Source organism: Enterobacter cloacae complex sp. IR5402, from assembly GCF_049238125.1.
GTDB lineage: Bacteria > Pseudomonadota > Gammaproteobacteria > Enterobacterales > Enterobacteriaceae > Enterobacter > Enterobacter hormaechei_C.
Window position 1 is genome coordinate 51,296 of sequence record NZ_JBMKHO010000010.1, and the last position, 25,080, is coordinate 76,375.

Genomic DNA, 25,080 nt, shown 5'->3' on the forward strand with positions numbered 1-25,080 from the left:
TCCTTTTTTATTATTAATCACGCTTTTACGGGGATTATTGCCCGGCGATTTTCATCTCAGGCAGTAATACAGAACCACACTGAATATTGCTGCGTGTTTCAATATCGTTACCGACCGTAACAATATTGCGCCACATGTCCTTGAGGTTGCCGGCGATGGTGATTTCGCTCACCGGATACTGAATTTCACCGTTTTCGACCCAGAAGCCCGCTGCACCGCGAGAGTAATCGCCGGTGATACCGCTCACGCCCTGCCCCATCAACTCGGTGACCACCAGGCCGGTGCCCATCTCTTTCAGCATCTGTTCAAAATTCAGGCCCTGTCCGGCAATGCGCCAGTTGTGGATGCCACCCGCGTGCCCGGTGCTTTTCAGCCCCAGCTTACGCGCAGAGTAGTTGGTCAGCAGCCACTGGGTCAGAATGCCGTCTTTCACGATATCCCGGCGTTCCGTGCGTACGCCTTCGCTGTCGAACGGCGTGGAGGCCAGCCCTTTCAGCAGGTGTGGGTGCTCTTCGATGGTCAGCCATTCCGGCAGGATCTGCTTGCCCAGCGAGTCGAGCAGGAAGGTCGATTTACGGTACACCGAACCGCCCGCGATAGCGCCTACCAGATGGCCAAACAGACCGGTCGCCACTTCGTTGGCAAAAATCACCGGGGCTTTCATGGTGGAGAGCTTGCGCGGCGACAGGCGAGACAGCGTGCGTTCGGCGCACGCTTTACCCACCCACTCCGGAGACTGCAAATCCCCCAGCGCGCGGCCAATGGTATAGGCGTAATCGCGCTCCATGTCGCCGTTTTCTTCGGCGATGACGCAACTGGAAAGCGAGTGGCGGGTTGAGCAGTACCCCTGCAACATTCCATGGGAGTTACCAAACACTTTAATGCCGTAGTGGCTGTTAAAGCTGCCGCCTTCGGTATTGGTGATGCGTTTGTCAGCCTGCAAAGAAGCCTGCTCGGCTCGCGCGGCCAGCTCAATGGCTTCGTCCGGCGTCACTTCCGCGGGATGGAACAGATCGAGATCCGGCGCGTCAAACGCCAGCAGCTCTTTATCGGCCACGCCAGCGTAAGGATCCGGGGAGGTGTAACGCGCGATATCCAGCGCCGCCTGCACCGTTCGGGCGATGGCATCCGGGCTGAGATCGGTAGACGACGCGCTGCCTTTGCGATTCTGGTGATACACGGTGATCCCCAGCGCGCCATCGCTATTAAATTCTACATTCTCCACTTCGCCATAGCGGGTGCTCACGCTAATGCCGGTGGTTTTGCTGACCGCCACTTCGGCGCCATCTGATTTACCTGAAGCGAGCGTCAGCGCGGTGGAGACGGCTTCTTCCAGAATCTTACGCTGCGCTTCAACTTGTGAGGTTACTTTCATCGCAAATGCCATACTGTAAGAGAGAGTTAAGTGAAGTCTAACAGAGAACCGTTTTTCAGTGCGCGTCTTAACTGGTAACATTAGCCTCTTTTTTTAAGGAGCCTGACATGACTAAGCAGCCCGAAGACTGGCTCGACGACGTTCCCGGTGATGACATCGAAGACGAAGATGATGAGATCATCTGGGTCAGTAAAAGTGAAATTAAACGTGACGCCGAAGAGTTAAAACAGCTTGGCGCAGAAATGGTAGAACTGGGTAAAAACGCGCTGGATAAGATCCCGCTCGACCAGGATCTGCGTGATGCCATTGAACTGGCACAGAAAATCAAGAAAGAAGGGCGTCGCCGCCAGCTTCAGCTTATCGGGAAACTGCTGCGTCAGCGCGACGTGGAGCCGATCCGTCAGGCGCTGGACAAACTGAAAAACCGCCACAACCAGCAGGTTGCGCTGTTCCATAAGCTGGAGCAGATCCGCGATCGTTTGATCGAGCAAGGTGATGACGCGGTACCTGAAGTGCTGAACCTGTGGCCGAATGCCGACCGCCAGCAGCTGCGTTCTTTGATCCGTAACGCGAAGAAAGAGAAAGAAGGGAATAAGCCGCCGAAGTCAGCGCGTCTGATTTTCCAGTATCTGCGCGAGCTGTCTGAGAACGAAGAGTAAACCCCTCACCCCAGCCCTCTCTCCAAAGGGGAGAGGGAGAAGAGATAATGTAGGCCCGGTAAGCGCTAGCGCCACCGGGTCTTTTTTTACTCTGCGGCCGCGGCTTTCTTCGCCAGACCGTCCAGCAGCTTCTGATGGATCCCGCCAAACCCGCCGTTGCTCATCACCAGAATGTGATCGCCAGGCTGTGCGGCTTTCACCACCATATCCGCTAAGACATCCACGTCCGCACTCCAGTGCGCCGGCTGAATGCAGGCGTCGGCCACTTCGGCCACCTGCCACGGAATATGCTGCGGTTGCAGCAGGAAGACTTCGTCGGCACGCCCTAAGGACGGCGCGAGATCGTCTTTGCAGATGCCCATTTTCATGGTGTTCGAACGCGGTTCCAGTACGGCCAGAATGCGCGCGGTGCCGCCAACTTTGCCACGCAATGCGGCAAGCGTCGCCAGAATGGCCGTTGGGTGGTGCGCGAAATCGTCATACACCGTCACACCGTGGGCTTCGCCACGCAGCTCCAGACGGCGACGGGCGTTGATAAACGTGCCCAGCGCATTGGCGGCATCCGCAGGCAGTACGCCAACGTGACGCGCCGCGGCGATCGCCATCAGGCCGTTGTGCATGTTGTGCTCGCCCACCAGGCCCCACTTCACCTCGCCCACTTTCTCACCGTCGAGCAGCACTTCCCATTCGGAGGCATCCGCGTTGAGCTTTTTCGCCTGCCAGTGCCCCTGCTCGCCCACCAGCTCCTGCTCGCTCCAGCACCCCATCGCCATAGTCTGCTTCAGGTTGATGTCGTTCTCCGGCAGGATAATGCGGCCCTGACCCGGAACAATGCGCACCAGATGGTGGAACTGTTTCTGAATCGCTTTCAGGTCGTCAAAGATATCCGCGTGATCGAACTCAAGGTTGTTGAGGATCAGCGTGCGTGGGCAGTAATGCACGAACTTGGAGCGCTTGTCGAAGAACGCGCAGTCGTATTCATCCGCTTCAATCACAAAGAACGGGCTGTCGCCCAGACGTGCGGAGACGTCGAAATTGCCCGGCACGCCGCCGATCACAAAGCCCGGCTTGTAGCCGCAGGCTTCGAGGATCCAGGTCGCCATACCGGCGGTGGTGGTTTTGCCATGCGTCCCGGCAACGGCGACAACCCAGCGGTCGCGCAGGACAAAATCATGCAGCCACTGCGGGCCAGACATGTACGGGATATTGCGCTCCAGCACCGCTTCAACGCATGGATTCCCACGGGTCATGGCGTTACCCACGATCACCAGATCCGGCTGCGGCTCCAGCTGGCTGGCGTCGTATCCCTGAATCAGAGAAATTCCCTGCTTCTCGAGCAGCGTGCTCATCGGCGGATACACATTGGCGTCCGAACCTGTCACTTCATGGCCCAGCGAGCGCGCCAGCATTGCCAGTCCGCCCATGAAAGTGCCACAAATCCCCAATATATGAATGCGCATACGTCACTATCCTTCTTCAATGTGGCGCACATTTTACTCACATGTCAGCGGCTGTGAAACGCATTTCAGGTAAATCCGTATTTTGCTGGCGCGATTCACCTCTGCGCTAATATTTGAATGTTTGTTAAGATTGTTGGACATCAACCGCTTTACTCAACATAAGATGCAGGGAAAGTGTTATGAAAACGTTAGGTGAATTTATTGTCGAAAAGCAGCACGAGTTCTCTCATGCTACGGGTGAGCTCACTGCTTTGCTGTCGGCAATAAAGCTGGGCGCTAAGATCATCCACCGCGATATCAACAAGGCCGGTCTGGTCGATATCCTGGGTGCCAGCGGTGCCGAGAACGTTCAGGGTGAGGTTCAGCAGAAACTCGACCTGTTCGCCAATGAAAAACTGAAAGCAGCACTGCGCGCGCGCGACATCGTTGCGGGTATCGCCTCTGAAGAAGAAGATGAGATCGTCGTATTCGAAGGGTGTGAACACGCGAAATACGTTGTTCTGATGGATCCGCTGGACGGCTCCTCCAACATCGACGTTAACGTTTCTGTCGGTACCATTTTCTCCATCTACCGTCGCGTAACGCCGGTTGGCACGCCGGTGACGGAAGAAGACTTCCTGCAACCGGGCAGTAAACAGGTTGCTGCCGGTTATGTGGTGTATGGCTCGTCCACCATGCTGGTGTACACCACCGGCTGCGGCGTACACGCCTTTACCTACGATCCGTCCCTGGGCGTGTTCTGCCTGTGCCAGGAGCGTATGCGCTTCCCGGAGAAGGGCAACACCTACTCCATCAACGAAGGCAACTACATCAAATTCCCGAACGGCGTGAAGAAGTACATCAAATTCTGCCAGGAAGAGGATAAAGCCACCCAGCGCCCGTACACCTCACGCTATATCGGCTCGCTGGTGGCGGATTTCCACCGTAACCTGCTGAAGGGCGGTATTTACCTCTACCCAAGCACCGCCAGCCACCCGGACGGAAAACTGCGTCTGCTGTACGAGTGCAACCCAATGGCATTCCTGGCCGAACAGGCAGGCGGCAAGGCGAGCGACGGTAAAGAGCGTATTCTGGATATCGTGCCAGAAAGCCTGCACCAGCGCCGTTCGTTCTTCGTCGGCAACCGCCATATGGTGGATGACGTTGAACGCATGATCCGCGAATTCCCGGACGCGTAACGCACGAAAAGGGGAGCCCGTCAGGCTCCCCTTTTTTTCGTCATGCCGTTTGCGTCGTCAATTTGAAGGAGGCCATCGCTTCCATCAGCTCGCGAGACTGCTCCTCCAGGGAACGTGTTGCCGCAGATGATTGCTGGACCAGCGCCGCATTTTGCTGCGCCGTTTCATCCATCTGATTGACAGCGATATTCACCTGCTCAATACCGCGGCTTTGCTCCTGAGAGGCCGTCGCAATTTCACGCATCAGTTTGGTCATACGCAGTACTTCGGTGGCGATCTCGTCCATCGTCTCACCGGCCTGCTGCGCCAGCTCGCTGCCCTCGTTCACGTGGGTTTGCGAATCGCTGATAAGCGAGCGGATCTCTTTCGCCGCATCAGCACTGCGGCTGGCGAGATTACGCACCTCACCCGCCACGACCGCAAAACCTCGCCCCTGCTCACCCGCACGCGCCGCTTCAACGGAGGCGTTCAGCGCCAGAATATTGGTCTGGAAGGCAATGCCGTCGATGACGCTCAGGATATCGGCGATGCGTGCCGAGCTGCCGGAGATGTCGCGCATCTTCTCAATGACATAGCAGACCATTTCGCTGCCGTGATCGGCGGTATCGGAGACCGACTTCGCCAGCTGGTGCGCCTGCTCGGCGTTATCGGCGTTAAGTTTCACCGTGGCGGTGATCTCTTCCATGCTGGCGGCCGTCTGCTCCAGCGAGGTGGCGGTGGATTCCGTGCGCTGAGCCAGGTTCATATTCCCGGCCGTCAGCTCGCGGCTGCCGGTATCAATCTGCGAGCTGGCGTCACGCACCCGCAGAACGGAGTCCATCAGCGACTGGCGCATCCCTTCGATCGCCGCGTTAAGGCGATTAAATTCCTGGCTCGCCGGCGCGTTCAGGGTATGGGTTAAATCCCCGGCCGCCACATGTTCCAGCTGGGCAATCGAGGCTGAAAGCGGCTTGAGCAGCATATGGCGCAGAACCAGCCAGGCCAGCACGATAATGCCAGCCGTCAGCAGCGCCGCGACGATAATCAGGATCAGCACGCGGGTTTTACTCGCCTGCACGGCGCTCACCTCCGCTTTGCCGCGCGCCTCGCTCCATGCCTGGAACGCCTGCATATCGTTATCAAACTGCTTCGCCACCGGGACCAGCTTGTTTTCCAGCAGATCGTAATAGCTGTCCGCGCTTTGCTCGTTCAGGGCTTTCAGCATCGAGCTGATACCCTGCTGGTTGTACACCGCCAGGCTCGCGGCGACGTTATCCAGCAGCTTTTGCCCCTGCTCATCCGCCACGCCGCTGCCGATCACGCCCTTCAGCGTTTTCTGTGCCAGCGCCACTTCCTGGTTAATGGTTTTGACCGCCCTGGCCGCATCGTCCAGCAGGCCGACCTCCATCATGCGGACGGCCTGCCCCGCTTCGTTACGCGCGCGCAGGATCAGCGTATAGCCGGCATTCAGCTGCACCATCTGTTCACCCTGAAGATGATTGATGCGCTGGAGAGAAGAGGAACTTTGTGTAAGGGCATAAATGCCGATGCCGCTGACAATCAGCAGCAGAAGGGTCATAACGGCCAGTAAAGAGAGCAAGCCGGTACGAATCGATAGCGTTTTAAGCATGATGTTATTTCCGGTAGCGAGATATTTCTGGGCATAAAAAAAGAGTATCGGCCGCTACCGGAAAATGTTTAGAGTTTAAGCAATTTCAGCATGTTATCGCCCTGTTACAGAGGTATTCACCCGGGTAACAGGCGAGCTCTGGCGGTTCTCCCACAGCACCGTCAGGCCGCGCTGGAGCGCGATAAAAATAAACAGCAGAATGCCGATGGCAATTTTGGTCCACCAGGAGCTGAGCGTGCCGTCGAAGTTGATATAGGTCTGAATCAACCCCTGGATCGCCACGCCAAACAGCGTGCCGAGCACCGTCCCCACCCCGCCGCTGAGCAGCGTACCGCCAATCACCACCGAGGCAATGGCGTCCAGCTCAACGCCCACCCCCGCCAGGGCATAGCCTGCCTGGGTATAAACCGAGAATACAATCCCCGCGAGCGTGGCCAGCCCGGTCGAAAGCATGTAGATGCGGATAGTCGTGCTGCGCGTGGAAATTCCCATCAGGTTCGCGGACGTGGCGCTGCCGCCAATGGCATAAACCTGGTTACCAAACCGGGTACGGTGGGCGAGGAAGATCCCGATCACCACCACGCCCAGCATCAGCAGCCCCATTGCGCTCAGGCGCCCCCCGCCGGGGATTTTCCACGCCAGGCTGGAGAGCGTGTCGTAGATCGGGTGGTTAATGGGAATTGACTCCTCCGACACCAGATAGCTCACGCCGCGCAGGAAGAACATCCCGGCGAGGGTGATAATAAAGGCCGGGATTTTCAGCGCATCGATCAAAAGCCCCATAAAGGCGCCGAACGCGCAGCCCATGACCAGCACCAGCGGAAAAGCCAGCAGCGGCGAAATGCCCCAAAAGCCAATCGCCTTGGCAAGGAACACGCCAGTAAAGGCGATCACCGACCCAACGGAGAGATCGATCCCGCCGGAGAGGATCACAAACGTCATGCCGACGGCGATAATGCCTAAAAAGGCATTGTCGGTCAGGATGTTGCAAATCACCCGCGTGGAGGCGAAGCCCGGGAACTGGGTCAGGCAGTAAAGGTATCCCAGCACGAACACGCCCAGCGTGATCATTAACGGCAAATTACGTTTTATCATGACCGCGGAACCTCTTAATGAGAGTGATAAAGCGCGGCGACTGCACGATAAGCACGATAAGCACCACGACCGCTTTGACGACCTGATTCAGCTCCGGCTGGAACCCGGAGAGCAAAATACCGGTATTCATACCCTGAATAATCAACGCCCCCACCACCGAGAGCAGCAGATTAAAACGTCCGCCCATCAGCGATCCACCGCCGATAACCACCGCAAGGATCGCATCCAGCTCGAGCCAGAGTCCGGCGTTATTGGCATCCGCTCCGCGAATATCGGCGGCCACGATCACCCCGGCAATCGCAGCACAGACGCCGCTCAGCACGTAAGTCAGCATCACCATCAGCCGCGTATTTACCCCGGCGTTTTTCGCGGCCCGAATGTTAATCCCCACCGCTTCGATGAACATCCCGAGCGCCGTTTTGCGGGTGAAAAGCCAGAACACCACCAGCGTCACCAACGCGACGATCACCGGCGTCGGGAAGAACAGAAAATTACCGCTGCCGATCCACGCCAGGCTCGGGGAGTTAAAGGTGACGATTTGACCGGAGGTGATAAGCTGCGCCACACCGCGCCCGGCCACCATCAAAATCAACGTCGCGACAAACGGCTGGATCTTGAGCACCGCGACCAGAATGCCGTTCCATAGCCCGGCTAGCACGCCGGAGCCCAGCGCGGCCAGCAGAACCACCGGCAGGCTGTGCCCGGCGACGGTCATCGAGGCGGCGGTGGCGCCCGCAATCGCCATTACCGCACCGACGGAGAGGTCGATCCCGCCAGTGGCAATGACCAGCGTCATACCAATCGCCAGCAGCGCCACGGGCGCGGCACGATTTAAGATGTCGATCGGGCTACCAAACAGCCGGCCATCCTGCACGACGATCTGGAAAAAATGCGGAGCCACCAGGCTATCCACCAGCAGCACCAGCAGCAGCGCCACGATTTGCGGCGTGCCGGTCGGCCAGCTGAAGCGGCGCTTCGCTTCGCCAGTTTGCGAAAGAGAACGGGACATCACATTTGACTCCTTACGCCGCGATGGCATTCATGATCGCCGGAACCGACAGTTTATCCAGCGGGATCTCTGCCACCTGCCTGCGATCGCGCATGATGATGACGCGATCGGCATAGCCGACCAGCTCCTCCAGCTCAGACGAGATCACCAGCAGCGCCAGACCGTCGGCGCAGAGCGTTTCGATAAGCCGGATGATTTCGGCGTGCGCGCCCACGTCGATACCGCGCGTGGGCTCGTCGAGGATCAGGAATTGCGGCTTGGTGAGCAGCCAGCGCGAGAGCAACACCTTCTGCTGATTACCGCCCGAGAGGAACTCGATGGGCTGTTCCGCGCTCGGGGTACGTATACCGAGCTGGCGGATGAAGCGCTCGGCAATCGCGTTCTGCTCGCGCTTAGGGATCGGACGCAGCCAGCCGCGCTGGGCCTGTAGCGCCAGAATGATGTTTTCCCGCACCGAGGCGGCGGCAATAATACCGTCCGTTTTCCTGTCCTCCGGGCAGAAGCCCACGCCGAGGCACGACGCCTGATGCGGTGAACGTAGCGTTTGTGGTTTGCCTTTGATCAGCGCCGTTCCGCTGTCGGCAGGTTTGATCCCGAAGATGACTTCGGCGGTTTCGGTGCGCCCGGAGCCTAACAGACCCGCCAGTCCCACAATTTCACCGGGGCGTACCTCGAGGTTAAACGGCGCGATGGTCCCTTTTCTGCCGTAATCGTGAAACGCGGCGATCGGTTTTTCGCTCAGCAGCGTACGGCCCGCGCGCTGAAGCGCGTTGGTCTCCAGCTCGCGGCCCAGCATCATTTTGACCAGCTCTATCTGCGGCAGCTCGCGGGTTTCCCGGCAGCCGACAAAGCTGCCGTTGCGCAGCACCGTAATACGGTCGCTCACCTCGTAAACCTGATCGAGGAAATGCGTCACGAAAATCAGGCTAACGCCCTGATTACGCAGCTGGCGCATCAGGGTAAAAAGCATCTCCACTTCCTGGGTATCGAGGCTGGCGGTGGGTTCATCGAGGATCAGCACTTTCGCCGAGAGATCGATAGCGCGACAGATCGCCACGATCTGCTGCATCGCCACGGAGAAACGGTTCAGCGGTTCGCGCACGTCGAGAGAGAAGCCATACGATTCCATCAGCTTCGCGGCGCGCGCTTCCATCTCTTTGCGGCGCAGCAGGCCAAAACGTCTGGGCTCGCGGCCAATAAACAGGTTATCCGCTACCGACATGTTTGGCAGCAGATTTACTTCCTGGTAGACCGTGCCGATCCCCAGTTGCTGGGCATGTGCGGTGTTTTTGGGCGAAATGGCGTTACCTTCCAGCCAGATAGCGCCGCGATCGGCGTGATAGACCCCGGTCAGGGTTTTAATCAGCGTCGACTTCCCCGCCCCGTTTTCGCCGAGCAACGCCATGATCTCCCCCCGCCGCAGGCTGAAATCAACGTTATCCAGCGCCTTAACGCCAGGGAAAAATTTACTCAGGCCCTCTGTGCGAAGGATTTCCTGGTGTTGTTCGGTGGTCATGGTTTCCCCCTCACCCTGACCCTCTCCCAGGAGGGGAGAGGGGACTATGTCGTGCCCATCTTTAATTTTCTGCCCAACCCGCCCTTTTCCCTCTCCCCTCCGGGGAGAGGGCTAGGGTGAGGGGGCGAGGGCTTAGTAGCCCATATTTTTCTTCTTCTCTAACTCTTCTTTCGCCGTGTCCGGCAGGTAGAGCGTGGATTTGGTGATGGTCAACTTCTCAGGCTGGGTGCCGTCTTTCTTGAATTTCTCCAGCGCATCGAATGCCGGGCCCGCCATATTTGGCGTCAGCTCCACGCTGGCGTTCGCTTCGCCGTCAATCATTGCTTTGTAGATGTCCGGTACGCCGTCGATCGAGCCGGTGAGGATATCTTTGCCCGGCTTCAGGCCCGCTTCTTTGATGGCCTGGATGGCGCCGATCACCATGTCGTCGTTGTGGGCGTAAACCATGCAAATATTTTTGCCGTTATTTTCTGCCTTGATGAAGCTTTCCATGACCTCTTTACCCTTGCTGCGGGTGAAGTCGCCGGACTGAGAACGGATGATTTTGATGTTTGGTGCTTTGGCGATGGCCTCCGCGAAACCTTTCTTACGGTCGATAGCCACGCTCGCTCCGACGGTGCCCTGCAACTCAACCACGTTACACGGCTTGCCATCCACCTGCTTCACCAGCCAGTCACCAATCAGTTTGCCTTCCAGCACGTTATCGGCGGTGACGGTGGTCATATAGAGAGATTTGTCTTTTACGTCGATGGAACGGTCGAGCAGGAAGACCGGAATTTCAGCATCTTTGGCTTCCTTCAGCACCGGCTCCCAGCCCGTAGCGACAACCGGGGCAATAAAGATGGCATCCACGCCCTGAGCGATAAACGAGCGCACCGCTTTAATCTGGTTCTCTTGCTTTTGCTGACCATCGGCGATTTTCAGCGTAATACCGCGCTTTTCGGCCTCACTTTTCGCCACATTCGTTTCAGCGGCGCGCCAGCCGGATTCAGATCCGACTTGCGAAAATCCCACGGTTAAAGGTGCGGCCATCGCCATAGACGACATGGCTGCCGAAACTGCTGTAACAAGAAGTAAGCGCTTCCACATATGAACGTCCTCGTAGGGTAGGTTATTGTTGGTTAAAAGATGTTCCGCGGATGAACTATAGCCAATGGAATATGTTACGGATTGCGTTACATCACACTTCAGAAAAGTGAATAAAACGTTAATCACAAGTTTGTAATCGCTTTCATTTCAACATTTAAAATGCGGCTGAGTTTATGGATTATCCTGTCATGGAAACGGTCTGAAAAGTGAAGGCGCGAGGGAGAGAAGTCGAAAACAGGCGGAGACTTTCAGCGCCAGTTGGCTATAATACCTGCCACTTGTTTACCATCCATTTTAAAGGACACCGACATGAGCTTACTCAACGTCCCTGCGGGTAAAGAACTGCCAGAAGACATCTACGTTGTGATCGAAATCCCGGCCAACGCAGATCCAATCAAATACGAAATCGACAAAGACACCGGTGCGCTGTTCGTTGACCGTTTCATGTCTACCGCCATGTTCTATCCGTGCAACTACGGCTACATCAACCACACTCTGTCTCTGGACGGTGACCCGGTTGACGTACTGGTCCCGACGCCATACCCATTGCAGCCAGGCTCCGTCATTCGCTGCCGTCCTGTTGGCGTGCTGAAAATGACTGACGAAGCGGGTGAAGATGCGAAACTGGTTGCCGTACCGCACACCAAGCTGAGCAAAGAGTACGATCACATTAAAGATGTGAACGACCTGCCAGAGCTGCTGAAAGCGCAGATCGCCCACTTCTTCGAGCACTACAAAGATCTCGAAAAAGGCAAATGGGTTAAAGTTGAAGGCTGGGATAACGCAGAAGCGGCGAAAGCAGAAATCATCGCCTCTTTCGAGCGTGCTGCTAAGAAGTAATTCTTACTGCTGATACTAAGCCCCGCGCGTCGGGGCTTTTTTGTGCCTTTCGATCCCGGTAACCCGTGCTAATGGGCGCAAAAAAACAACGCCACCTTACGGTGGCGTTGTCGTTTTTCAGAACTGGTCTCTGTCTAACCAGTTACCGCTTTCAATCAGCGTTAACCCGTCGACCGAACGTTGGTACACGTACATCCATGCACTGCCGTAAGGTGTCTGGATCAACTGGCGAGCGTATTCACCGCCCCTGGTGCGCAAGGCATCAAGTTCGGCCAGCGTGGCATTATCAATACGATAAACCTCACCCTGTACCGTTCCGTTCCCCGGAACTGCGCCTGGATAGTGGCCCAGACTGTACAACTGGTAGTTTTCGATTGTGTAATTTCCCAGCAACTGGGCGTTGGTCATCCAGTGGCTGTTGCCTTGCCTGGTTCGTAAACTGCCGTAAACAAATATTCGCATTGCTAAAACTCAAACTGATAGAGCAGATCAAGTGCCTGGTCTACGCCGGACACTGCTTCCAGATATAGCTTAGGCATCAGGCGATAACGTAACGTGAGTGTAGCCAGTGAGTCAAAGATCCCCACGCCATATTTTACCTGTAGACCCGGCAGTACATAGCCGCTGACCACTACCTGCGAAGAGTCACCCACGCCCTGAGTGTCCAGCGCCAGATTGCTTACGCCAAACGTCTCGCCGATTTTACCCACAACCTGACCACTTTGTGCAACCCCCAGACCGACTAACATTGATGTCATTGCCGCACCATCGCCCTGTTGGCTATCCAGACCCTGGCCGCGCAGCAGGTAAGAGAGCGCTTCCTGTTGCGACATGGCCGGGTCAGAGAAGATCTCTGCCTTAGGTTCATCGGCGGAGCCCGTCACGCGCACGCCCGCAATCACATCATCTTCGGTGGCTTCCGGATTACGTATCGCTTCGATATTGAGTACCGGCTGATCCGGTGGACCGGAGAACAGCAGCTCGCCTTTACGCACAATCAAATCCTGACCGTAGGCATGGAAGCGCCCTTCAGGAATATTGATTTGTCCATTGAGGCCAAGCCCCTGTTGATCCTGCGCCACTTTCAGGTCACCTGTGAGTCTCGCCTTCAGCCCAAACGCGTCCAAACGCACGTTATTCCCCACGTGCACGATAAGATTACTATTGATCGGTATGCCCGCGCTCTTCTGTTCAACAGGTTTCAGATTTTCATTGAGCATAACTTCATCACTGGAGACGCCAACCGCGCTTTCCGGCACTTCGTGAACCACGATGCGCGCCCACGGTACGTCAACACGGCCGTCCAGGGTGAAGAGACTCGGCGTTGCCTCAAAGACCACGTCTGGCGACACGTCCAGGCGCACCATCGGCGGTACCGTGATACGCACCCTGCTGCCCTTGGCCGCAATACGGGCGCGCCAGTTGTCGAGCTGGCTCCAGTCTGCGTCACCGCTCAGGTTGATTTGTCCCTGCTGCGTCAGCACTGAGCCACTGAGGGTTGAGCTTTGGCCGTTAAAGTTCATCGTCAGCTGGCTTGGCTGCATATCGAACGGCATAAAGTTACCGTCAATGTCCACGCCGTTTAACCGCATCTGGCCAAACAGCTGCGGGCTTTGCGCATCCCCCGCCAGACGCAGGTTGGCGCTGAGCATCCCCGCCGCCTTTTCTCCCCGCGAGAAGATCGGATTCACCATCGCCAGGTTGAAGTTGCGAATATTGACGTTGCCGCCGAGATTGCGCCGCCCTTGCGGATCGGTAATTTGCACCTGTCCGTCAAACTGACCGTTGTTGGTCAGGCGGATCAGCCATCCCAGTTCAGCACGATTGTTACGCAGGTCAGCGTTCACATTCAGGGTGTCGAACGCTACCGGCAGCGGCGCGTCATTGACCTCCTGCGTCACCTTCACGTTACGCCCGGAGAGCGTAACGCTGCCCTGCGGCAGCCCCTCTTTGGTGGTGTCCCACGCGACGTCCGCTTTACCGCTGAAGACCCCGCTGGCCTGGGTGGTTTCCGGCATAAACGGTTTCAGCATCGCCAGGTCGAAACGGTTGAGGTTGATCTGCGCGCGTCCTTCCGCGCCCGCATCAATGGTCTGCGGCACGCACAGCTCAGCATTCGGGTTGGTCCAGCAGTGTGGCCCAATGCTTAACTTTTGCTCCGCATTGCGGTAGTCCAGCGCGATGGATCGGGACAGCATCAGCGGGCCGACCGGCGTGCTGAAGCGGGTGTTATCCAGTACGCCCTTCCAGCGCGTTGCCTGGCGATCAAAACTGCCCGTCAGGTGCAGCTGCCCGGAGACCGGCTCGCCCTGCACGCGCAGCTGGAGATCGTGCTGCTTTTCGTTACCTTTTGCCGCCAGCGTGACCAGACTGATGTTCACGTCCGGCTGGGAGATACGCTCCACGCGCAGGTCCAGGTTTCCGCCGATCTGATCGGTGGATTTCACGTCCCCTTCGACGCGCACGCGGGCAATGGAAAGTTCCTGCCAGCGCAGGTTATTAGCGGTGATGTCCGCCAGCAGCTGCGGTGCCTCCACCGTACCGCGAACCTTCACTAACCCCTTCGCCGTGCCGCCAAGACCCGGCAGGGCGTTATCGAGATTTGGCGCGTCGATGGTGGCATCCAGATCGAGATCTTTCACCCCCAGCTCGCCTTTGATATCTGCCGTGTTGCGGCCCAGCGCCACGTGCAGGCCCGGGATCACCCACTGGAGATAGCTGTTGCCCTTAAGCGAGCCCTCTACGTTGACTTTGTTCTGCTTCACGTTGCCGGTGAGCTTGAGTTCCGGCACGTCCATCTGCCAGGTGCCACCGTACAGGCTACCGCGGGTTTTGATCAGGCCATCCAGTTTTGACGGCCAGTCCGGGACCTCTTTAGCGGTGTTGATCCCGGTCAGCTTCAGCTCGCCGCGCCAGCTGATCGCCTGCTGCCAGTCGAGCAGCGCGGTCAGCTCTGTTTTTCCTTCCAGCGCCGCCACGGTCAGCTTGTCGAGGTTAACCTGCAACTCGTTACCCTTCGCATCCAGGGTGATATCGGCGGGCGGTACCCCCTGCCCCTTCACTGCCGTGCGGAACGACAGCGTGTAGTCGGTCATTTTGCCACTCAGCTTCAGCTTCAGATCGTCAGCCTGGAACTGTTTTTCGCCGGTGAACGGCCAGTAAAGCTGCTTGCTGACAACCTCAAGGTTGAGCGGTAAACCGGCCTCTGCCAGCTGGGTTTGCCCGCGCAGCACCATATCCACCGGTCCGGAAAGGTTCACGCCGAACTCCAGCTTCTCACGCAGCGCGCCGCCGACCTTCACCTTCACCTTTTCGCCCTTCAGCGGATCGATGTTCAGGGCGCTGTTCAGCGTAATATCAACCGGCCAGTTGTCGCGCAGCTGCGCGTTGCCTGAGGCGTTCACCGAGCCCTGACTGGAGTCGATATCCAGCGCGTCGAGCTTCATGTTGCCGTCGATGCTGCTGACTTTAAGCAGCATGTTGAAGACTGTCAGATCGGTATCACCCGTCAGACGCAGCTGCTCGCCCTTAAACTCTTCGATATTGAGGTTCAGCGGCAGATGCACGTCGGTCATCTCCGGCAGAACCGGTTTCGAGAAGAGATCTTTCAGCGTTTCGCCCAGCGGTTTTTCTTCCGGCTGCGGGTTCTGGATCTTCGGCTCGACGATCTCTTCCTGCGCCACGTCGGCCACCTTCGGCAGCGCAATCAGCAGCCCTTGCAGGGAGGTTGGGGTCAGGGTGAGGTTTTTCTCCTGCCAGCGCAGACCGGAGGTGAAATCCATCACGGATACCGTCGTATCGTCGATTTTGATATTGACGTTATCCAGCGCAACCCGGTAGAGCGCAATCGGGTACGGCGTGGAGAGATTCAGCGGGCCGCTGTCCTCTTCTTCGACAGGCTCAGACTTCGGCATTTTTTTGGAATCTATCGCCACGTTAACGTCTTTTAGCGACAGATCGTTTACGCACAGCTGGCTGTCACGCAGGCAGCCGAGCTTGACCGCCAGATGAAACTCGCCCGCGTTCACCGCCACGCCGGGCTGTTCGTAACGGATATTTTTCAGGCGCAGATCGCGCCAGCCGCCCGTCACCTGGCCGATTTCCAGCCCCGGCACCCAGCGGTTCGCGGCGTTAAACAGCAGATGCAGGCCCGTGGTGGTGCCCACCAGAAACGCCACCGTACCGAGCAGTAATACGATAAAAATCAGCACCCCGAGGCTTATCTTCTTCCATAAACTCATAATTCAGGCCCCAGACCGATGTAAAACTGTAAACCGTGTTCGTCTTTGTCGCCCACCGGAACGGCGAAATCGAGCTTGATTGGCCCGACCGGTGACTGCCAGCGCACGCCTACGCCCGCGCCGGTTTTGAAATCGCTGCGGCGGATATCGTTCACCGCTTCACCGCCGTCAACGAACATCGCCCCCCACCACTTGCCGCTGACGTTGTACTGGTACTCCAGCGAGCCGGTCGCCAGTTTTGACGCCCCGGTCAACTGGCCTTTGTCGTTTTCAGGTGAGATCGATTTGTACTTATACCCGCGAATGCTGCGGTCGCCCCCGGCGAAGAAGCGCAGATCCGGCGGGACGCGTTCGAAATCACCGGTTTCGATCCAGCCGAGATTACCGCGCATCACAAAGCGGTGTTTGTCGTACAGCGTGCGGATCCAGACGTTTTGCGCCTGAAAGACGGAGAAGTCTACGTCGGAGCCCCACGCAGTGTTGGAGTAATCGATGGAGTAGCGCTGAGAGTCGCCCCAGGTCGGCATCAGGCCACCGCGCGAGCGGGTACGGCTGATCATCACGCCCGGATAAAGCAGCATGGTGGTGTTGGTAACGTTTGCCTGGGTAAAGTGGTCGAGGCTCCAGCGCAGGTTAATGGCGCGCTGCCAGCCGCTGGAGAGATCCCAGAAGCGTGATACCGCAAGCGTCGTCGAGTCCTGCTCGGTATCGTTCAAATCGGTACGCTTAAAGCCGCCCTGCACGAGGTAGTATTGCTCAAGCGGATTTTTCAGCAGCGGCATTTTATAGCTGAAGTCCAGCTGCTGTTCAGGCGCAGACAGGCTCACGCTGGTGGTCAGGCTGTGGCCGTAGGAGTTCATCCACGGTTTTTTCCACGAGGCTTTCACGCGCGGGCCGACGTCCGTGGAGTAGCCGACACCGGTCTCAATGGTGTTTTCGGTGCGCGGAGAGACCACGCCATGCAGCGGTAACACTTTCGTTTTACGGGATTTATCAAATTCCGGCGCCACCACCACGGAGTTAAACCAGCCCGTCGCGGACAAACGACGGTTCAGCTCGCCCAGGTCGCTGGACTGGTAATAGTCGCCCTTTTTAAACGGCACCAGGTTTTGCAGATACTCATCACGGATTTGCGATCCTTCGAAGGTCACATCGCCAAACCGGTAGCGCTCGCCGCTGTCGTAATCGATATCCCAGAATGCCTGACGTCGCTCAAGCGCAACGCCTAGCTGGCTTTTGTTGAACTGGCTGTCGAAGTAGCCTTTGCGCAGCGAAACGCTGGTTAATGATTTTTTAAAACGATCGTAATCCCCGTGATTGAGCACAGTGCCCACTTTCGGACGGGTGCTGAGCAGATCCAGGTAGTCACGATCCGTGCGCGCGCCGCCGCGCAGCACCACGTTCGTGCCGCCAATCAGGACGGGTTCGCCCGGCGAGACGCGGGCAATCAACACCTGACGTCCTTTTGCCGGCGGCGGGCGTAAATCGAAATCGATGGTGGGTTCGTAGTACCCCAACGCCTTTAAGCCTTCGCGAATGGCGTCATCCACGCGCGCGCGAAAACGCCGATCCGGCGTGACCTCATCGCTCTGGATAGTAGAAAGCTGCGCACGCACGTTTTTTTCCAGCGCCCCGGATAACCCCTCAACCTGCAAACGGACATTCGCCGCGCTGGCAATCCCGCTGGTCAGCAGTAAGCTGACTAAACATAACTGGCGGATCTTTGTCACGTTTTCTCCTGAATATCCCTGTTTCCACCCTGGAAGCAAATGCAGTGCCGCTCCGCGGCAAAATACGGCCTGAAAGCCAAAAACCCAAATTACGGGTTGAAAAAGGGTGTAACACCCAAATATTTCTTATGATTAAATCTAGACTCATTCATCGCATTTATTGTGTTCAATTAAACGCTTCGTGACAACCTTAACCGAAACAACGCTACCCCGGAGGCCCCACCGTGAGTTTATTTGATAAAAAGCATCTGGTATCACAAGCCGATGCGTTACCGGGACGCAACACCCCTATGCCAGTGGCGACATTACACGCCGTAAACAACCATTCAATGACAAACGTTCCTGATGGAATGGAGATCGCCCTGTTTGCCATGGGCTGCTTCTGGGGCGTAGAACGCCTGTTCTGGCAACTGCCGGGCGTGTACAGCACCGCTGCGGGCTACACCGGAGGATATACGCCTAACCCAACCTACCGCGAAGTCTGTTCCGGTGAGACCGGTCATGCTGAAGCGGTGCGTGTGGTGTATGACCCGAGCGTCATTAGCTATGAACAGCTGCTCCAGGTGTTCTGGGAAAACCATGACCCGGCGCAGGGCATGCGTCAGGGTAACGATCACGGCACCCAATACCGTTCGGCCATCTACCCGCTCACCCCAGAGCAGGAGGCCGCGGCCCACGCCAGCCTGACGCGTTTCCAGGAAGCGATGCAGGCGGCCGGTGATAAACGTCAGGTCACGACGGAAATCGCTACCGCGAAACCGTTCTACTATGCCGAAGACGACCACCAGCAGTACCTGCATAAAAATCCGTACGGCTACTGCGGCATTGGCGGCATCGGCGTCTGTCTGCCTCCACAACAGGACTGATTACGGCTTCAGCGCCACGCGAGCCGCGTGGCGCACAGCCTCTCCCTCCGGCCACTTTTTGCCGAAAACGTGACCTCTGGCAGGTTTACACGTCTTTACGCTATACTACCGCTGAAATAATCGGCTCAACGCTACGAGCTGACTTCAATGTGTCTTCACACGAATGGTATCAACTCCCCTTCTGAGGATCTGGCGAGAAGCCGGATAAACTATGTTAAACAGTATTTTAGTAATACTTTGTCTTATTGCCGTCAGTGCATTTTTCTCGATATCGGAGATCTCGCTGGCTGCCTCCCGTAAAATCAAACTGAAGCTGCTTGCCGACGAGGGCAACATCAACGCATCACGCATTCTGAAAATGCAGGAAAACCCCGGCATGTTCTTTACCGTGGTGCAGATTGGCCTGAACGCGGTCGCCATTCTTGGCGGTATCGTGGGTGATGCAGCGTTTTCTCCGGCGTTTTATGGCCTCTTTGTTAAGTACATGTCCGTAGAGCTGGCCGAGCAGTTGAGCTTCATCCTCTCCTTCTCCCTGGTGACCGGCTTGTTCATTTTATTCGCGGACCTGACCCCGAAACGCATCGGTATGATTGCGCCAGAAGCTGTGGCTTTGCGTATCATCAACCCGATGCGCTTCTGCCTTTATGTCTTCCGTCCGCTGGTGTGGTTCTTTAACGGCCTGGCGAACGTCATTTTCCGCATCTTCAAGCTGCCGATGGTGCGTAAAGACGACATCACCTCCGATGATATTTATGCCGTGGTGGAAGCCGGGGCGCTGGCAGGCGTGCTGCGCAAGCAGGAGCACGAGCTGATTGAGAACGTTTTCGAACTGGAATCCCGTACCGTGCCGTCCTCCATGACCGGCCGTGAAAACATCATCTGGTTCGATCTGCATGAAGACGAGCAGAGCCTGAAGACCAAAGTGGCGCAGCATCCACATTCCAAGTTCCTGGTCTGTAACGAAGATATCGACCATATCATCGGCTATGTGGACTCCAAAGACCTGCTGAACCGCGTGCTGGCAAACCAGAGCCTGGCGCTGAACAGCGGCGTGCAGATCCGCAACACCCTGATTGTGCCGGACACCCTGACGCTCTCCGAAGCGCTGGAAAGTTTCAAAACCGCCGGGGAAGACTTCGCGGTGATCATGAACGAATACGCGCTGGTGGTGGGCATTATCACCCTCAACGACGTTATGACGACCCTGATGGGCGACCTGGTCGGCCAGGGGCTGGAAGAGCAGATTGTTCAGCGTGACGAAAATTCATGGCTCATCGATGGCGGTACGCCGATTGAAGACGTCATGCGCGTGCTCGACATCGACGAGTTCCCGCAGTCCGGCAACTACGAGACCATCGGCGGCTTTATGATGTTTATGCTGCGTAAAATCCCGAAACGTACCGACTCAGTGAAGTTCTCCGGCTTCAAGTTTGAAGTGGTGGATATTGATAACTACCGCATCGATCAGCTGCTGGTAACGCGTATTGATAGCAAACCGACCGTGCTGGTGCCGAAACTGCCGGATGCGGAAGAGAAGGTGTCGGCGTAATTTATGAAGGGCAGCGTTGAGCTGCCCTTTTTGTTTTAAAACGGAAGCTGCCGTTTATGTAATTTAAATAATTTTTTAAGTCCTTAGAAGGGGGACGAATTGAGATAAATAAAGGCAGAGCCTACGATATTATTAAATTTAAAAATATCCCCGCTTACTTTAAGAAAAATCGTTCTGTCTTCAATGCTAACTTTCACGCCAGGATCGGTGGTGACAAGGAAAGGTTCATAACCATTTTTAATGTCTTCTAAAAAAACTTCATCGGTCTTTTGTGCCGTGTAAAGATAATATTTATATACGAAAGAAGTCGTCGCACCCGCGCTGCTTTCCGTGATATACAACATAGACTTATCAGCTACGGCATGCCGATAAACTATAGTCTGTTCAAGGTAAAAAAAGTCACCAAGCATGCGCCAAATCCCATATCCTATGGTAGCTAACATAAATAACACAAATATATTCTTATTTTTAAAAACCAGATCTCGATGCATAATTATTCCATTTATTTTCCATGCGTAACGGCTTCCCTTCTCAGCCAACAGTTAAAGCTGACCTTTTTACAACTCGCTTATAAAAAGTATAGGGGTATTGTTTATGCCATGGATAATAAGTCCAATAGTGATCCAAGTTTTTAATGTTTTATATCAATTTTTAGCACTGAAAAAGATTTTAAGAAAAACTTCATCAATTCATGGTTATGCCCGTTAATACAAATAACGCCAAGTCAAAACTATCTGCTTCAGGGTATGTCTCTGGACTGGCCCTACAAACATCAACGGCTCCCATTGGGAGCCGTCTTTTTAACAACTACTGCATAGCACGTTGGTTAAGCCATCTCAGTTTGCAGACGCATAACCTGACGGTTGACTTCGGACATCACAGACAAGTGCTGTTTGTCCTTCACTTTCGGGATAAGGATTTTGCCCTTATCGAACTCAAAAGCGCCAACATCCTTGATGTACAACCGTCCACGGAACAGGATCTTCACGTACTTCGCCACCTGAAGCGGGTTGTAGCGTTGGAAAATTTTCATTCTTGTATCTCCTGCGAATCATACGCTCTTGCGGTGCCACAATCGGCCCGACTGTCCTGAGCGCAAATTTTGATGCCCAATGACTATAGACCAGAACCTCGTACTTACCCAGTGTGCATAAGTTTATTTACCGTTTGATTACAATTATTCAGAATAATCTTTGCAAAGCGTGATACAGCGCAGTATATGCCGTCGTTTTTGCATAGATATGTGCGTTCGCCCGCAAACTGGCATCGGGATTGCGGGAAAAGCCTATTGATCGCACTTATGATTAAAAGCGCATGACCAAGTGGTCGGATCACCTGCTAACAATAAGGAAACACCATGACCCTACGTAACCTCCTGGCAGCAGCTTGCCTGTTGCTGCCGCTGATGGCTTCCGCACACAACATTGAAAAAGGACAACGTGTCCCGCCGGTCGGGATTGCTGACCGGGGAGAATTGATTCTCGACAATGATAAGTTTAGCTATAAAGCCTGGAATAGCGCGCAGCTTGCGGGCAAAGTGAGAGTTGTACAACATATTGCCGGACGTACATCCGCTAAAGAGAAAAACGCTACCCTCGTGGAGGCGATCAAGGCCGCAAAACTCCCGCACGATCGCTACCAGACCACCACCATCGTGAACACCGACGACGCCATTCCCGGCTCCGGCATGTTTGTGCGCTCAAGCCTTGAGAGCAATAAGAAGCTCTATCCCTGGTCGCAGTTTATTGTCGACAGCAACGGCGTGACGCGTAAGGCGTGGCAGCTGGAAGAGGAGAGTTCAGCGATTGTCGTGCTGGACAAAAACGGTCGCGTAGAGTGGGTTAAAGACGGCGCGCTGACGCAGGATGAGGTGCAGCAGGTGGTTGCCCTGCTGCATAAGCTGCTGACTCAGTAAAGTGACACCCGGAAGCCCGGATTCAGGAATGACTCGCGCGGGGTGTAGTCCAGTGGCTTACCCTGCCAGTCATGCACATGCGCGCCAGCGGCCGCCGCCACCGCATGCCCTGCCGCCGTATCCCAGACGTTCGTCGGCCCGAAACGGGGGTACAGCTGCGCCTGCCCTTCCGCCACCAGACAGAACTTCAGCGACGAGCCAATCGACGTCGTCTGGTGTTCACCCAGCTGTTGCAGATACTCCTCCAGCTCGCTGTCACTGTGCGAGCGGCTGATCACCACCAGCGGAGGACGGGCATCACGCACCTGGATCTGCTTACGCACGCCGCACTCTTCCTTCCAGGCTTTACCTTCCGCCGCGCTGTACATCACCTTCATCACCGGGGCATAAACCACGCCCAGTACCGCTTTCCCTTTTTCAATCAGAGCGATGTTGACGGTGAATTCACCGTTACGCTTGATAAACTCTTTCGTGCCGTCCAGCGGGTCGACAAGCCAGTAACGCTGCCAGTGCTGACGTTCATCCCAGCTCTGGGGCGCTTCTTCAGAAAGGACCGGAATATCCGGCGTCAGGGCCTGCAAACCTTTCAGGATCACCGCATGCGCCGCGATATCCGCCGCCGTCACCGGGGAGTCATCCGCTTTGCTGACAACATCCATCGGTTTCGCACCGTCGTACACCTGCATAATGGCATCACCCGCATCCCGTGCGAGCTGACAAATTTTATCTAACATTCTCCACCTCTTCGTTAACGCAGTGGGCATAACTTATTGTTTTAGTTATATCGTAATGTGAACAATTCCGCTATCTGTGAAGCAATTCTGGTTTCAGCGCCCTTTTTTCTGGCAGCATTCACACTTCTGTAAGCAACAAATACTACATACATATTCTTTTGTGGCTTGGATCGAAAAAAGGACTCCTCAGATGATTAAGTTTAGCGCAACGCTCCTGGCAACGCTGATTGCGGCAAGCGTTCAGGCAGCGACGGTGGATCTCCGTATTCTGGAAACCACCGATCTGCACAGCAATATGATGGACTTCGATTACTACAAAGATACCCCTACGGAAAAATTCGGACTGGTACGCACGGCAAGTTTGATCAACGCCGCCCGCGGTGAAGTGAAAAACAGCGTGCTGGTTGATAACGGGGACTTAATTCAGGGCAGCCCGCTCGGCGACTACATGGCGGCGAAGGGGCTGAAAAAAGGCGAGATCCACCCTGTCTATAAAGCGATGAACACCCTGGATTATGCGGTTGGCAACCTGGGCAACCACGAATTTAACTACGGCCTGAAATACCTGCACGACGCGCTGGCAGGGGCAAAATTCCCGTACGTTAACGCCAATATCATCGACGTTAAGACGAAGAAGCCGCGCTTCACCCCTTATCTGATTAAAGAGACCGAGGTTGTCGACCAGGACGGTAAAAAACAGACGCTGAAAATCGGCTATATCGGTTTTGTACCGCCGCAGATCATGACCTGGGATAAAGCCAACCTCGACGGGAAAGTAACCGTCAACGATATTACCGAAACCGCGCGCAAATACGTGCCGGAGATGCGGGCGAAAGGGGCGGATGTGGTGGTCGTCGTGGCCCACTCCGGCCTCTCGGCCGACCCGTATCAGGTGATGGCTGAGAACTCCGTGTACTATCTCAGCCAGGTGCCGGGCGTGGATGCGATCCTGTTTGGTCACGCCCATGCCGTCTTCCCGGGCAAAGATTTCGCTGATATCAAAGGCGCGGACATCGAAAAAGGGACGCTCAACGGTGTGCCATCGGTGATGCCGGGCATGTGGGGTGACCACCTTGGCGTGGTGGATCTGGTGCTGAATAACGACAGCGGAAGCTGGAAAGTCACGCAGTCGAAAGCGGAAGCGCGTCCGATCTACGACGCAGCGGCCAAAAAATCTCTGGCAGGGGAAGATAAAAAGCTGGTCGACGTCCTGAAGCATGACCACGACGCGACGCGTGAATTTGTCAGCAAGCCGATCGGTAAATCGGCTGATAACATGTACAGCTTCCTCGCGCTGGTACAGGATGACCCGACCGTGCAGGTAGTCAACATGGCGCAGAAAGCCTATGCGGAGCACTATATTCAGGGCGATCCGGATCTGGCAAATCTGCCGGTACTGTCTGCCGCGGCGCCATTCAAAGTGGGCGGACGTAAGAACGATCCGGCCAGCTACGTTGAGGTGGAAAAAGGCCAGCTGACCTTCCGTAATGCCGCCGATCTCTACCTCTATCCCAACACACTCGTGGTGGTGAAAGCCACCGGGAAAGAGGTGAAGGAGTGGCTGGAGTGCTCTGCCGGACAGTTCAACCAGATCGATCCGCACAGCAGCAAACCGCAGTCGCTGATTAACTGGGACGGTTTCCGCACCTACAACTTCGACGTGATCGACGGCGTGGATTATCAGATTGACGTTACCCAGCCCGCGAAATATGACGGCGAATGTCAGGCCATTAATCCGCAGGCAGAACGCATCAAAAACCTGACCTTCAACGGCAAAGCGATTGATCCTAATGCCACTTTCCTGGTGGTGACCAACAACTACCGCGCCTATGGCGGTAAGTTTGCCGGTACGGGTGACAGCCATATCGCCTTTGCCTCACCGGATGAGAACCGTTCGGTGCTGGCGGCGTGGATCAGCGCGGAGTCGAAAAAGGCGGGTGAAATTCATCCGGCGGTGGATAACAACTGGCGTCTGGCACCGATCCACAGCGACACTAAGCTGGATATTCGCTTTGAGACATCTCCGTCCGATAAAGCAGCCGCGTTTATCAAGGATAAGGCGCAGTATCCGATGCAAAAGGTCGCGACGGATGATATTGGGTTCGCGATTTATCAGGTGGATTTGAGCAGGTAGCGATGATTGTGCCGGGTGGCGGCTTCGCCTTACCCGGCCTACCCGCAATCCTCGATCCCGTAGGCCGGGTAAGCGCAAGCG

20 protein-coding genes are annotated in these 25,080 nt (G+C 55.9%); 7 read left to right on the top strand and 13 right to left on the bottom strand.

Annotation, left to right across the window (positions count from 1 at the left end; translation table 11 throughout):
• Nucleotides 1-34 precede the first annotated feature (34 nt).
• Complete coding sequence (gene pmbA / locus ACOTXL_RS16565) at nucleotides 35-1,387, bottom strand: metalloprotease PmbA (RefSeq protein ID WP_015572506.1); 1,353 nt, start codon at nucleotides 1,385-1,387, stop codon at nucleotides 35-37.
• A 95-nt stretch (nucleotides 1,388-1,482) separates the two neighbouring features.
• Between pmbA and yjgA the strand changes: the two genes are divergently transcribed.
• Nucleotides 1,483-2,034: a ribosome biogenesis factor YjgA gene (gene yjgA, locus ACOTXL_RS16570; RefSeq protein ID WP_003856072.1), complete on the top strand. Its 552-nt coding sequence runs from the start codon at nucleotides 1,483-1,485 to the stop codon at nucleotides 2,032-2,034.
• 86 nt (nucleotides 2,035-2,120) lie between these two features.
• On the opposite strand, the gene mpl is transcribed toward yjgA, so the two are convergent.
• The gene (gene mpl, locus ACOTXL_RS16575; RefSeq protein WP_032608369.1) at nucleotides 2,121-3,494 is read right to left on the bottom strand and encodes a UDP-N-acetylmuramate:L-alanyl-gamma-D-glutamyl-meso-diaminopimelate ligase; all 1,374 of its coding nucleotides are present in this window, start codon (nucleotides 3,492-3,494) and stop codon (nucleotides 2,121-2,123) included.
• Between the two features lie 179 nt (nucleotides 3,495-3,673).
• Between mpl and fbp the strand changes: the two genes are divergently transcribed.
• A complete protein-coding gene (gene fbp / locus ACOTXL_RS16580; RefSeq protein WP_003856070.1) occupies nucleotides 3,674-4,672 on the top strand; it encodes a class 1 fructose-bisphosphatase in 999 nt (332 codons plus the stop codon).
• A gap of 40 nt (nucleotides 4,673-4,712) precedes the next feature.
• Here the strand turns inward: fbp and ACOTXL_RS16585 are convergent, their stop codons facing one another.
• The 5 genes from ACOTXL_RS16585 to ytfQ form a co-directional block, all read right to left on the bottom strand.
• Nucleotides 4,713-6,281, bottom strand: coding sequence for a methyl-accepting chemotaxis protein (locus ACOTXL_RS16585; protein ID WP_045350665.1), 1,569 nt, complete (start codon nucleotides 6,279-6,281; stop codon nucleotides 4,713-4,715).
• Between the two features lie 93 nt (nucleotides 6,282-6,374).
• Nucleotides 6,375-7,376, bottom strand: a complete 1,002-nt coding sequence (gene yjfF / locus ACOTXL_RS16590) for a galactofuranose ABC transporter, permease protein YjfF (protein ID WP_023302976.1) — start codon at nucleotides 7,374-7,376, stop codon at nucleotides 6,375-6,377.
• Nucleotides 7,363-8,388 carry a galactofuranose ABC transporter, ATP-binding protein YtfT gene (gene ytfT / locus ACOTXL_RS16595; RefSeq protein ID WP_161353898.1) on the bottom strand — a complete coding sequence of 342 codons (1,026 nt, stop codon included), beginning with the start codon at nucleotides 8,386-8,388 and terminating at the stop codon, nucleotides 7,363-7,365. Before ytfT ends, yjfF begins: the two co-directional genes overlap by 14 nt.
• A 10-nt stretch (nucleotides 8,389-8,398) precedes the next feature.
• Nucleotides 8,399-9,901, bottom strand: a complete 1,503-nt coding sequence (gene ytfR, locus ACOTXL_RS16600) for a galactofuranose ABC transporter, ATP-binding protein YtfR (RefSeq protein ID WP_017383923.1) — start codon at nucleotides 9,899-9,901, stop codon at nucleotides 8,399-8,401.
• Between the two features lie 132 nt (nucleotides 9,902-10,033).
• A complete protein-coding gene (gene ytfQ / locus ACOTXL_RS16605) occupies nucleotides 10,034-10,990 on the bottom strand; it encodes a galactofuranose ABC transporter substrate-binding protein YtfQ (RefSeq protein WP_017383924.1) in 957 nt (318 codons plus the stop codon).
• A gap of 309 nt (nucleotides 10,991-11,299) precedes the next feature.
• Here ytfQ and ppa point away from each other — a divergent pair, with 309 nt between their 5' ends.
• Nucleotides 11,300-11,830: an inorganic diphosphatase gene (ppa, locus tag ACOTXL_RS16610; RefSeq protein ID WP_006810347.1), complete on the top strand. Its 531-nt coding sequence runs from the start codon at nucleotides 11,300-11,302 to the stop codon at nucleotides 11,828-11,830.
• A gap of 117 nt (nucleotides 11,831-11,947) precedes the next feature.
• Here ppa and ACOTXL_RS16615 read toward each other — a convergent pair whose 3' ends face one another.
• The 3 genes from ACOTXL_RS16615 to tamA are packed head-to-tail and all read right to left on the bottom strand — an operon-like array spanning nucleotide 11,948 to nucleotide 17,801.
• A complete protein-coding gene (locus tag ACOTXL_RS16615; protein ID WP_017383925.1) occupies nucleotides 11,948-12,292 on the bottom strand; it encodes a gamma-glutamylcyclotransferase family protein in 345 nt (114 codons plus the stop codon).
• Between the two features lie 2 nt (nucleotides 12,293-12,294).
• Entirely contained in the window at nucleotides 12,295-16,071 is a 3,777-nt protein-coding gene (gene tamB / locus ACOTXL_RS16620; RefSeq protein ID WP_045350664.1) for an autotransporter assembly complex protein TamB, read from the bottom strand.
• Nucleotides 16,068-17,801 (bottom strand): autotransporter assembly complex protein TamA, encoded by a 1,734-nt coding sequence (gene tamA, locus ACOTXL_RS16625; protein ID WP_022650273.1) that lies wholly within the window; start codon nucleotides 17,799-17,801, stop codon nucleotides 16,068-16,070. Before tamA ends, tamB begins: the two co-directional genes overlap by 4 nt.
• 224 nt (nucleotides 17,802-18,025) lie before the next feature.
• Between tamA and msrA the strand changes: the two genes are divergently transcribed.
• Together msrA and ACOTXL_RS16635 are read left to right on the top strand one after the other, a co-directional pair.
• Nucleotides 18,026-18,667 (top strand): peptide-methionine (S)-S-oxide reductase MsrA, encoded by a 642-nt coding sequence (gene msrA, locus ACOTXL_RS16630; protein WP_003856057.1) that lies wholly within the window; start codon nucleotides 18,026-18,028, stop codon nucleotides 18,665-18,667.
• Between the two features lie 211 nt (nucleotides 18,668-18,878).
• Complete coding sequence (locus ACOTXL_RS16635) at nucleotides 18,879-20,216, top strand: hemolysin family protein (protein ID WP_022650272.1); 1,338 nt, start codon at nucleotides 18,879-18,881, stop codon at nucleotides 20,214-20,216.
• An 83-nt stretch (nucleotides 20,217-20,299) separates the two neighbouring features.
• On the opposite strand, the gene ACOTXL_RS16640 is transcribed toward ACOTXL_RS16635, so the two are convergent.
• Nucleotides 20,300-20,707: a hypothetical protein gene (locus ACOTXL_RS16640; protein ID WP_023315275.1), complete on the bottom strand. Its 408-nt coding sequence runs from the start codon at nucleotides 20,705-20,707 to the stop codon at nucleotides 20,300-20,302.
• A 335-nt stretch (nucleotides 20,708-21,042) separates the two neighbouring features.
• A complete protein-coding gene (locus ACOTXL_RS16645) occupies nucleotides 21,043-21,249 on the bottom strand; it encodes a DUF1107 domain-containing protein (RefSeq protein WP_003856054.1) in 207 nt (68 codons plus the stop codon).
• Between the two features lie 324 nt (nucleotides 21,250-21,573).
• Here ACOTXL_RS16645 and ACOTXL_RS16650 point away from each other — a divergent pair, with 324 nt between their 5' ends.
• The gene (locus tag ACOTXL_RS16650) at nucleotides 21,574-22,131 is read left to right on the top strand and encodes a YtfJ family protein (protein WP_022650270.1); all 558 of its coding nucleotides are present in this window, start codon (nucleotides 21,574-21,576) and stop codon (nucleotides 22,129-22,131) included.
• Here the strand turns inward: ACOTXL_RS16650 and cysQ are convergent.
• Nucleotides 22,125-22,865 carry a 3'(2'),5'-bisphosphate nucleotidase CysQ gene (cysQ, locus tag ACOTXL_RS16655; protein WP_015572488.1) on the bottom strand — a complete coding sequence of 247 codons (741 nt, stop codon included), beginning with the start codon at nucleotides 22,863-22,865 and terminating at the stop codon, nucleotides 22,125-22,127. The genes ACOTXL_RS16650 and cysQ overlap by 7 nt on opposite strands.
• Before the next feature lie 190 nt (nucleotides 22,866-23,055).
• On the opposite strand from cysQ, the gene ACOTXL_RS16660 reads away from it, so the two are divergent.
• Nucleotides 23,056-24,999, top strand: a complete 1,944-nt coding sequence (locus tag ACOTXL_RS16660; RefSeq protein WP_023324053.1) for a bifunctional 2',3'-cyclic-nucleotide 2'-phosphodiesterase/3'-nucleotidase — start codon at nucleotides 23,056-23,058, stop codon at nucleotides 24,997-24,999.
• Nucleotides 25,000-25,080 lie beyond the last annotated feature (81 nt).

Bases quoted from the DNA above. Each gene is read 5' to 3' on its own strand.
- ACOTXL_RS16635 (WP_022650272.1), top strand. From the start codon at position 18,879: ATGTTAAACAGTATTTTAGTAATACTTTGTCTTATTGCCGTCAGTGCA.
- ytfR (WP_017383923.1), bottom strand. From the start codon at position 9,901: ATGACCACCGAACAACACCAGGAAATCCTTCGCACAGAGGGCCTGAGT.
- ACOTXL_RS16645 (WP_003856054.1), bottom strand. From the start codon at position 21,249: ATGAAAATTTTCCAACGCTACAACCCGCTTCAGGTGGCGAAGTACGTG.
- ACOTXL_RS16640 (WP_023315275.1), bottom strand. From the start codon at position 20,707: ATGCATCGAGATCTGGTTTTTAAAAATAAGAATATATTTGTGTTATTT.
- pmbA (WP_015572506.1), bottom strand. From the start codon at position 1,387: ATGGCATTTGCGATGAAAGTAACCTCACAAGTTGAAGCGCAGCGTAAG.
- ACOTXL_RS16615 (WP_017383925.1), bottom strand. From the start codon at position 12,292: ATGCGAATATTTGTTTACGGCAGTTTACGAACCAGGCAAGGCAACAGC.
- ACOTXL_RS16660 (WP_023324053.1), top strand. From the start codon at position 23,056: ATGATTAAGTTTAGCGCAACGCTCCTGGCAACGCTGATTGCGGCAAGC.
- mpl (WP_032608369.1), bottom strand. From the start codon at position 3,494: ATGCGCATTCATATATTGGGGATTTGTGGCACTTTCATGGGCGGACTG.
- cysQ (WP_015572488.1), bottom strand. From the start codon at position 22,865: ATGTTAGATAAAATTTGTCAGCTCGCACGGGATGCGGGTGATGCCATT.
- tamB (WP_045350664.1), bottom strand. From the start codon at position 16,071: ATGAGTTTATGGAAGAAGATAAGCCTCGGGGTGCTGATTTTTATCGTA.
- ytfQ (WP_017383924.1), bottom strand. From the start codon at position 10,990: ATGTGGAAGCGCTTACTTCTTGTTACAGCAGTTTCGGCAGCCATGTCG.
- fbp (WP_003856070.1), top strand. From the start codon at position 3,674: ATGAAAACGTTAGGTGAATTTATTGTCGAAAAGCAGCACGAGTTCTCT.
- yjfF (WP_023302976.1), bottom strand. From the start codon at position 7,376: ATGATAAAACGTAATTTGCCGTTAATGATCACGCTGGGCGTGTTCGTG.
- yjgA (WP_003856072.1), top strand. From the start codon at position 1,483: ATGACTAAGCAGCCCGAAGACTGGCTCGACGACGTTCCCGGTGATGAC.
- ACOTXL_RS16650 (WP_022650270.1), top strand. From the start codon at position 21,574: ATGACCCTACGTAACCTCCTGGCAGCAGCTTGCCTGTTGCTGCCGCTG.
- ppa (WP_006810347.1), top strand. From the start codon at position 11,300: ATGAGCTTACTCAACGTCCCTGCGGGTAAAGAACTGCCAGAAGACATC.
- ACOTXL_RS16585 (WP_045350665.1), bottom strand. From the start codon at position 6,281: ATGCTTAAAACGCTATCGATTCGTACCGGCTTGCTCTCTTTACTGGCC.